This is a genomic window from Mycobacterium interjectum, assembly GCF_900078675.2.
Lineage (GTDB): Bacteria > Actinomycetota > Actinomycetes > Mycobacteriales > Mycobacteriaceae > Mycobacterium > Mycobacterium interjectum.
On record NZ_LT546237.1, the window covers coordinates 2,110,670 to 2,117,836 of the forward strand.

The 7,167-nt window shown below is 64.6% G+C and carries 5 protein-coding genes and 3 pseudogenes; 2 read left to right on the forward strand and 6 right to left on the reverse strand.

The features are described 5' to 3' along the window. A partial coding sequence (locus BN4348_RS44550; protein ID WP_066913850.1) for an alkaline phosphatase family protein occupies nucleotides 1-1,645 on the forward strand: 1,645 nt, incomplete at its 5' end. Nucleotides 1,646-1,929: 284 nt separating this feature from the next. Here BN4348_RS44550 and BN4348_RS44555 read toward each other — a convergent pair. Then, nucleotides 1,930-2,490 (reverse strand): MarR family winged helix-turn-helix transcriptional regulator, encoded by a 561-nt coding sequence (locus tag BN4348_RS44555; RefSeq protein ID WP_167670471.1) that lies wholly within the window; start codon nucleotides 2,488-2,490, stop codon nucleotides 1,930-1,932. Nucleotides 2,491-2,705: 215 nt separating this feature from the next. Here BN4348_RS44555 and BN4348_RS44560 point away from each other — a divergent pair, with 215 nt between their 5' ends. Further along, complete coding sequence (locus BN4348_RS44560; RefSeq protein WP_066913860.1) at nucleotides 2,706-3,158, forward strand: Dps family protein; 453 nt, start codon at nucleotides 2,706-2,708, stop codon at nucleotides 3,156-3,158. A gap of 561 nt (nucleotides 3,159-3,719) precedes the next feature. Here the strand turns inward: BN4348_RS44560 and BN4348_RS62850 are convergent. The 5 genes and pseudogenes from BN4348_RS62850 to BN4348_RS44585 form a co-directional block, all read right to left on the reverse strand. Continuing rightward, nucleotides 3,720-4,509: pseudogene (locus BN4348_RS62850) on the reverse strand (PE family protein); the annotation flags it as partial. 236 nt (nucleotides 4,510-4,745) lie between these two features. Next, nucleotides 4,746-5,501: an SDR family oxidoreductase gene (locus BN4348_RS44570; protein WP_066913854.1), complete on the reverse strand. Its 756-nt coding sequence runs from the start codon at nucleotides 5,499-5,501 to the stop codon at nucleotides 4,746-4,748. 106 nt (nucleotides 5,502-5,607) lie between these two features. Then, nucleotides 5,608-6,036 (reverse strand): Rid family hydrolase, encoded by a 429-nt coding sequence (locus tag BN4348_RS44575; protein ID WP_066913856.1) that lies wholly within the window; start codon nucleotides 6,034-6,036, stop codon nucleotides 5,608-5,610. Between the two features lie 169 nt (nucleotides 6,037-6,205). Beyond that, nucleotides 6,206-6,391: pseudogene (locus BN4348_RS44580) on the reverse strand (SDR family oxidoreductase); the annotation flags it as partial. 235 nt (nucleotides 6,392-6,626) lie between these two features. Next, nucleotides 6,627-7,167: pseudogene (locus tag BN4348_RS44585) on the reverse strand (MFS transporter); the annotation flags it as partial.

The window sequence follows — 7,167 nt, forward strand, 5'->3', positions numbered from 1 at the left end:
CGCCGGCGCCGGGCTATTGGGCGGCCCCGGCACGGTGGGGGCCGGCGGGATGTTGCTCGGCCGCAACGGGATTCCCGGATTACCGATGAGCCCGAACCTGTTGGTCAACCCCGGCTTCGAAACGGCCGACCCGTCCGGCTCGGGCTACAGCGGGGTGACCATTCCGGGCTGGACGGTGACCGGCACCCCGACGATCATCGCCTACGGCACCCCGCGCGGTTACCCGGGACCGTTCTCCATCCCCGACCTGCCGGGTTTGCTGGGCTTCCCCGGCACCCCGCCCGCGGGCGGTGGCAGCAATTTCGCCGGCGGCGGACCCGTGGCCACGTCCACCATCAGCCAAGTGGTCAACCTCTCCGCCGCAGCCGGGAAGATCGACACCGGCACAACGCCGTACACGCTGAGTGGGATGCTCGGCGGCTACCTGGGAGACCCATCCTCGGCCTCACTGCAGGTCACCTTCCTCAATGCCAACGGCGTCGTCCTGGGCACCGGCTCGACCAGCTCGGTCACGTCGCTGGATCGCTTGGGAATCACCGGTTTCCAGGCACGAGACGTTTCCGGGACGATCCCGGTGGGCACCACCCAAGCCGTGGTGACCGCGACCTTCGCCGACCACAACCCGGTCCTCGGCAACTACAACAACGCCTTCGCCGACAACCTGTCGTTCACCGTCGGCGATCCGAACCTCGCCCAGCCGACGCTCACCCCACCGACGTCCAACGTGGGCCAACTGAATCACGTGTTCCTGATCTACATGGAGAACCACGGCGTCGGCGACATCCTCGGCAGCCCCAACGCGCCGTACATCAACTCCCTGATCAACACCTACGGGTACGCCGACAACTACTACGCGCTGGGCCACCCCAGCGACCCCAACTACTTCCGGATCCTGGGCGGAACGGATTACGGCATCGACGTCAACCCGCCGCCGAACGTCATCTACGGGACCAACAACCTCATGGCAAAAATGGATTCCTCGGGCGTCACCTGGGCCGGTTACGCGCAGAGCATGCCCTATCCCGGTGCCATCACCGACTCGGGTGACTACGCCGTCGACCAATTACCGTTCGCAATGTTCAACTACGTCTATGGCAACCCCAACCCCACCTACCTACCGACCCATCTGCTCCCGCTGACGAATTTAGGCACCGATCTGCAAAACCCAAGTACCGCACCGCAATTCGCGTGGATAGCCGCCAACGAGTCCAACAACATGGAAGGCCCTGTCAGCACTCCTACCGGCGCTCTGAACTTCCTGGGCAGCCAGCTCACCACGCACCAGTACAACGTCGCGGCCGGTGACCAGTTCGTCCAGCAACAGGTGTCCACCATTCAGAGCTCGCCGACCTGGACCGACCCGACGCAAAAGGACGTGATCATCCTTACCTGGGACGAGGACTACAACAACCTCTCACTGGGCATCGGTAACGAAGGCAACAACGTTCCCATGATCGTCATCCCGAACCAGGGCGCCGTGACGCTGGGCGGGATGCAATCCGGCCACTTCGTCGCCACCGGCCACTACGACCAGTACGGCCTAATGGCCACCATCGAAGACGCCTTGAGTCCTACGCCGGGAGCTTTGGGACCGCTGACAGCCAACGACATGTACGCCCAACCCATGAACGAATTCTGGACGTAAACGCCCAGCCAGGCAGGCACGGCCGGACGCGACACTCCAAACCTTCTCGGCCATGCGCACATGCGACGAGGCTTAACGGTTGATTGCGGCTGCTGAAACCGCCTGAAATACAGCGCTTTTAGCTGTTGCAGTTTTGATACGCCCTGGGTGGCGGATTCCGAAGATTGCGTCCCCGCCCCTCCCGCCATGGCCGCCGTTGCCGAACAGCGGCCCGCCCTTCCCGGCTGCGCCGACCGTGGCCCGTTGTTGGTATTCGCATGTCTTCGTTCAGAAAGATCGTCCGATCAATTGCTGATGTGCTTCCCTATCGGGGTATCTGCGGCAGGGCGACCGGGCACCACATGAGCGTCTCCGCTGGCAGCGACGGCGATGCGTTCGAATGCCTCAGCGAGCGCGTCGAGATCTACACCACCGAGGTGATCGAATAGGTGACGGCGCAGGCTGTCGATGTGGAAGGGCGTGGCTTCCTGTAGTCGGGCAAGCCCGGCACCGGTGAGAACAGCGTTGTAGGCCCGCGCATCCCGGCCTGACTGCTCGCGTCGGACCAAACCTTGAGCCTCCATCCGACCCACGGTGCGGCTGATGGCGCTTAACGATTGCTGACAGCGGCGCGCCAATTCGCTTAGCCCTAAGGTGTGCTCGGGGGCCTCGGATAAGAACATCAGCGCGATGTATTCGGCGTGCGACATACGCTGCTCGCGTTGCAGGTCGGTGTCGATCCGCCGCATCATCGCCACAAACGCGGGGTGCAGTGCGCGAATCACCTTGAACTCGCCCACGTTGATGGGCGTGACCTCGTTCGCTTTCTTGGCCCGTGGCTTCTTCGCCGGCTTGACAGCTGCCATGCGCCAAAAATACGCAGTACATGTTGGCGCGAGCAACTATACGAGCCGGTGTGTTTTCTTTCACATTGCTTGAGCGCGCAAGCAATCATAAACTTGCTTACGCAAGCAACTAAGGCCGGTGGGCATTGCATGCACACCGGGTTACCCACCGAAAGGAAGCGGCCGTGACAACATTGGCATCGTCGACCAGCCGCCGTGACGCCGACGACGTGCAGATGTTCCAAGCGTCAGACCGGTTGGCGCGGGACCTGCAGACAGTACTCGTCGACCTGATCGAATTGCACCTGCAGGGCAAGCAAGCGCACTGGAACCTGGTGGGCACCAACTTCCGGGACCTGCACCTGCAACTCGACAATATCGTCGACATCGCGCGCGAAGCGGCGGACACGATCGCTGAACGCATGCGAGCCCTTGACGCAGTTCCCGATGGACGCTCCGACACGGTCGCGGCGACCACGTCCGTCCCCGCTATCGCACCGGGACTGCTGAGCACCACCGAAATCGTCGATGCGATCACCACTCGGGTCTACGCCACGGTGGACACCGTGCGTGCGGTCCACGATGACGTCGACGCTGGCGACCCGTCGACCGCTGACCTGCTGCACTCGATCATCACCGACTTGGAGAAGCAAGCGTGGATGCTCAAGTCGGAGAACGGCAAAGCCTGAGACCCAGCATGGTGACCGCAATTGACAGGATGATTGACCGGTTTGTCGACCGGTGGCTCAGGTGGGAACAGCGGCGAAAGGCCCAGCGCAACGCGCGGTGGAAGCGCCACATGTACCGCGACGCACAATCTGGCATCTGGTGCCGCGACCCAAGATACGGCATCTGGTGATCACGAAAGCGTTGTCCAGCAGCGTTGTTGCACTGTGTGTTGCGTTGGGGGTGCCCGCCCCGGCGAGCGCGGACCCTAGCGCCTTCGGCGTCCTCAGCTGTAGCTGCGGGGGTAGACCCCCGGCAGCGGTTGACGGACCTACGGTCTCCGACCGTGTAAGCGACGGAATCCGGGACGGCCTCGCGGCATTGCAAGGGGATTCCGCGACCTAGCCGGCGCACGGCGGACCGTCACATCCCCGACGCCAGCCGAGGCGTCATCGAGTATGACCGCCAGCTGCAAGGTCATCGTCGAACCGACCCGCGGCGACAAATCAGGGCGTGCCTTTCGGCCCGCTGTCCCCGTTGATTCCCAGTAGCAGCCCGCCGGCGCCGCCGCCACCACCGGTACCGCCGGCACCGCCCGCGGCGCTGGTGCCGCCTTCGCCGCCGTCGCCGCCGTTGCCGATCAGCCCTACCGCGTTGCCGCCGGTGCCGCCTGCGCCACCATTACCGAAGATGGCGTCCCCGCCCCTCCCGCCGTGACCGCCCGTGCCGAAGAGCGGCCCGCCGTTGCCGGCTGCGCCACCGGCTCCCCCGGGGCCGATTGCGGTGAATTGGTCGCCCCCGGATCCTCCTGCCCCGCCGTTGCCGATCAGCCGGGCACTCCCGCCGCTGCCTCCGTTGCCGCCCAACGAGCCATCGCCGCCGTCGCCACCGTCGCCGAACAACAGGCCGCCCGCACCGCCGGAACCGCCAACATTGCCCGTGGTGGCGAATCCGGCGTTGCCGCCGTGGCCCCCGATGCCGTAGATCAGGCCGCCGGTGCCACCGGCCCCGCCGGCCCCGCCGGCAACGTTCGAGCNTCGCGCCGAGTATCTGCTGCTGCACGGCCTGCCACGGATTGGCGGCGGCCGCCGCGTTGGCCGCCTCGGCGTCGGCGTAGCTGGCCACGCTCGCGTTCAGGGTCTGCACCAGTTGCTGATGAAAGTCGGCCGCCCGGGCGCTCATCGCCTGATACTCCTGGGCATGGCCGGAGAACAGGGCCGCGACCGCTTCCGACACTTCGTCAGCCGCGGCGGCCAGGATGCTGGTGGTCGGTGCCGCCACGGTAGCGCTTGCGGCGTTGAGTGAGGAACCGAGGCTTGCTAATTCCGTTGCAGCCGTGTCTATTTCATCCGGTATCAGGTAGATAAAAGACATTCCGCACCTCCGTGGAGCAACCCCACGGCCCAGCGGTCGCCCAGCTCAGGTGATCGCCGAACCGTGCGGTGATCGAAACGTAGCACTCGCAGCGAGCTGACATAAAAGAATCACACAAAAAGCACACCGGATTTGCCAATCGGGCCGCGTGGGTCACCGACACGCGCACCGACGACCATGCGACGGGCCGCTAGGCAACGACCTTCCACCAGCGGACGCGCAGTCCCTTTCGTTCCTCAAGCTCCTCGGAGGTTTGCGTCGATCCAGTCGGAGTATCGAGTGGGGAAGATCGTCGCGTTCTCGTCGGGCGCGAGGGTGCGATCGTCGATCACGGCTCCGAAGTAGGGCGCCCGGACGTCAGTCACGACCCGACGCGGATCACCATTGGCGGCAAGGCCCGTGCGGACAAAATCGTCCATCCCCATTTCTTCGGGTCCAGCGATCTCCGTCACCCCGTTGATTGGACGCCCGACGGCCACCCGGGCCACGGCGGTCGCGACGTCGTCGGCGGCGATAGGACGGAACAGCGCGTGCGGCAACCGGACAATGTCTCCGTCTGTCGCGGAATCGGCCAAGCCGACCGCGAATTCGTAGAACGGAGTTGCTCGCACGATCGAATAAGGCCGGCCCGAATCCCTAATCAGGTTTTCCTGAGCTGCTTTCGCGGTGTTGTAGCCGCTATCTGGCATGATCTGCGCGCCGACGACCGACAACGCCACATGATGTTTGACACCCGCTTCCTGTTCCGCGGCGAGAAGATTCGTGGTCGTGGTCGTGAAGAAGTGCAGCACGGGTTCGTCGTCGAACAATGGTGAATCTGCGACGTCGACCAGGACATCCGCACCGGCGACGGCGTTGGCGAGGCCTTCACCGGTGAGTGAATCGACACCCGATCGGCGTGAGGCGGGGAGCACGTCGTGTCCCTGCGCGCTGAGTTTGGACGCTACTTTCGAGCCAATAAGCCCACGACCGCGAATGACCACGATCTTCATGCTGAACCTCTCAGAGTTGCGTTTGACTGGTTACTTCAATTTCGTGCCTGGAGGGCCTGTGACGCCGGTGTACCGCAGCGACGCTTCCCGACCCTGGTACCGAGTTCTACGTGCGACCGGATCCGACGATGGCCACTGCCTCGATCTCCACGTGCTGGTCGGGCAGTGCGAGTGCCTCGACGCCCAGCGCGGTCCACAGCGGCAGGTTTTCGCCAAAGCGCTTGCGAAACTGGTCCACCATCACCGACATGTGTTGAGCACCAATGGAATCGTCGGCGGTGGGGACGTGGTAGGAGTGGATGTTCACGACGTCGCCCCAGCTGGCGCCCGCCTCAGCGAGGGTCTTTTCGACGTTGTCACAGGCCTTGACGATCTCGTCCTCCAGGGATGTGGCCGACAAGGTGAAATCCTCGTCCCAGCCGCCTTGGCCGGAGATCTCGATGCGATCGCCGATGCGCAGAGCTTGGCGGTAGTGGTTGCGGGTACGGGCAATCTCCCCGTATCCGGGGGTGTCGAAGAATTCGGGCTTGGGCATGTCTGTGTTTCCTCTCATCGTTGTTTGCCGCAGGCTGAGTCGGCCGCGGCCAGGTTGTATTCGCGTGACACGGATCCTCCTTGCCTGAGTTCCCGGTCGATTGTCCAGTGCGCCAGAGTGTTCCGTGCCGGTTCCCGTCCGGCGCGGGAAGCGCCATCGGGTGAGTTGTGCCGGCCATGACGCCGCCGTCGACGTTGAGAATGGCGCCGGTGACCCAACCGGCCTCGTCGGAAAGCAGGTACGTCACGCCGTTGGCGATGTCGGCTGGTATGCCGACTCGTCCCAGCGGATGAAGTGGCGCGAACGTCGCAACCGTAGCGTCGATCTCGTCCTTTGGGATGAACCGTTGGATCGCCTTCCTGGTTCTCGTGACGGCCCCAGCTGGACCGCAGTTCTTCATCAGCGACACGTAATGCCCTTGGCTCGGAGCCCCTGCAAACGGGGTGACAATCCCGCCCGCTCTGGTCGTATTGAGACTGCAGCCAGGCTGGGTGAGCCGTCACCACCCCCACCACCTATTCACCCGGGTGAGTGATGTGCCGCTGTGAACCGAAGCGTGGATAGACACGGCTGTGCTGGCGGTGAACCGATCACTGCGGAGGGGACGGTTCGGTCGCGGCAACGGGGCCGCTGGCCAGGGCGGGTTGGGCACCGAGCCGGTCCCGGCATAACGCCGCGACATCGCAGGGCACGGGTTGGCACCCGGCAGGGGGGTTGGTCAGCAACAGCGCGGCGCACAACGCGCCCAAGGCAAATAGTGCGGCGCTCACCGCTAAAACGTGGGCGAATCCGGTGGCGCGCGCCGTGCCAGCGGTGATCAGGCCGATCGACCCAATCGACATCAGCGCGGCGAGCCGCGAGACGGCGTTGTTGATCGCCGACGCCAGGCCGCTGTGTTCGGTCGGCACCGAGGCCAGCGTCACCGACACAAGCGGAGTGATAGTCGCCACCAGCCCGATGGCCAGCACGGTCATCCCGGGGACCAGGTCGGTGATCGCGTGAAATCCACTGGGTTTCGGGCGGATCAGCAGCAGTCCGATCCCCGCCACGGCGGGACCGGCGATCAGGAACGCGCGCGGTCCCACCCGCGCGGCGATGCGGCCGACATGGCGGGGGGAAACGAAAACACAA

Excerpts from the sequence above, each read along its gene's own strand:
- BN4348_RS44555 (WP_167670471.1), bottom strand. The coding sequence starts at position 2,490 with ATGGCAGCTGTCAAGCCGGCGAAGAAGCCACGGGCCAAGAAAGCGAAC.
- BN4348_RS44560 (WP_066913860.1), top strand. The coding sequence starts at position 2,706 with ATGTTCCAAGCGTCAGACCGGTTGGCGCGGGACCTGCAGACAGTACTC.
- BN4348_RS44570 (WP_066913854.1), bottom strand. The coding sequence starts at position 5,501 with ATGAAGATCGTGGTCATTCGCGGTCGTGGGCTTATTGGCTCGAAAGTA.
- BN4348_RS44575 (WP_066913856.1), bottom strand. The coding sequence starts at position 6,036 with ATGCCCAAGCCCGAATTCTTCGACACCCCCGGATACGGGGAGATTGCC.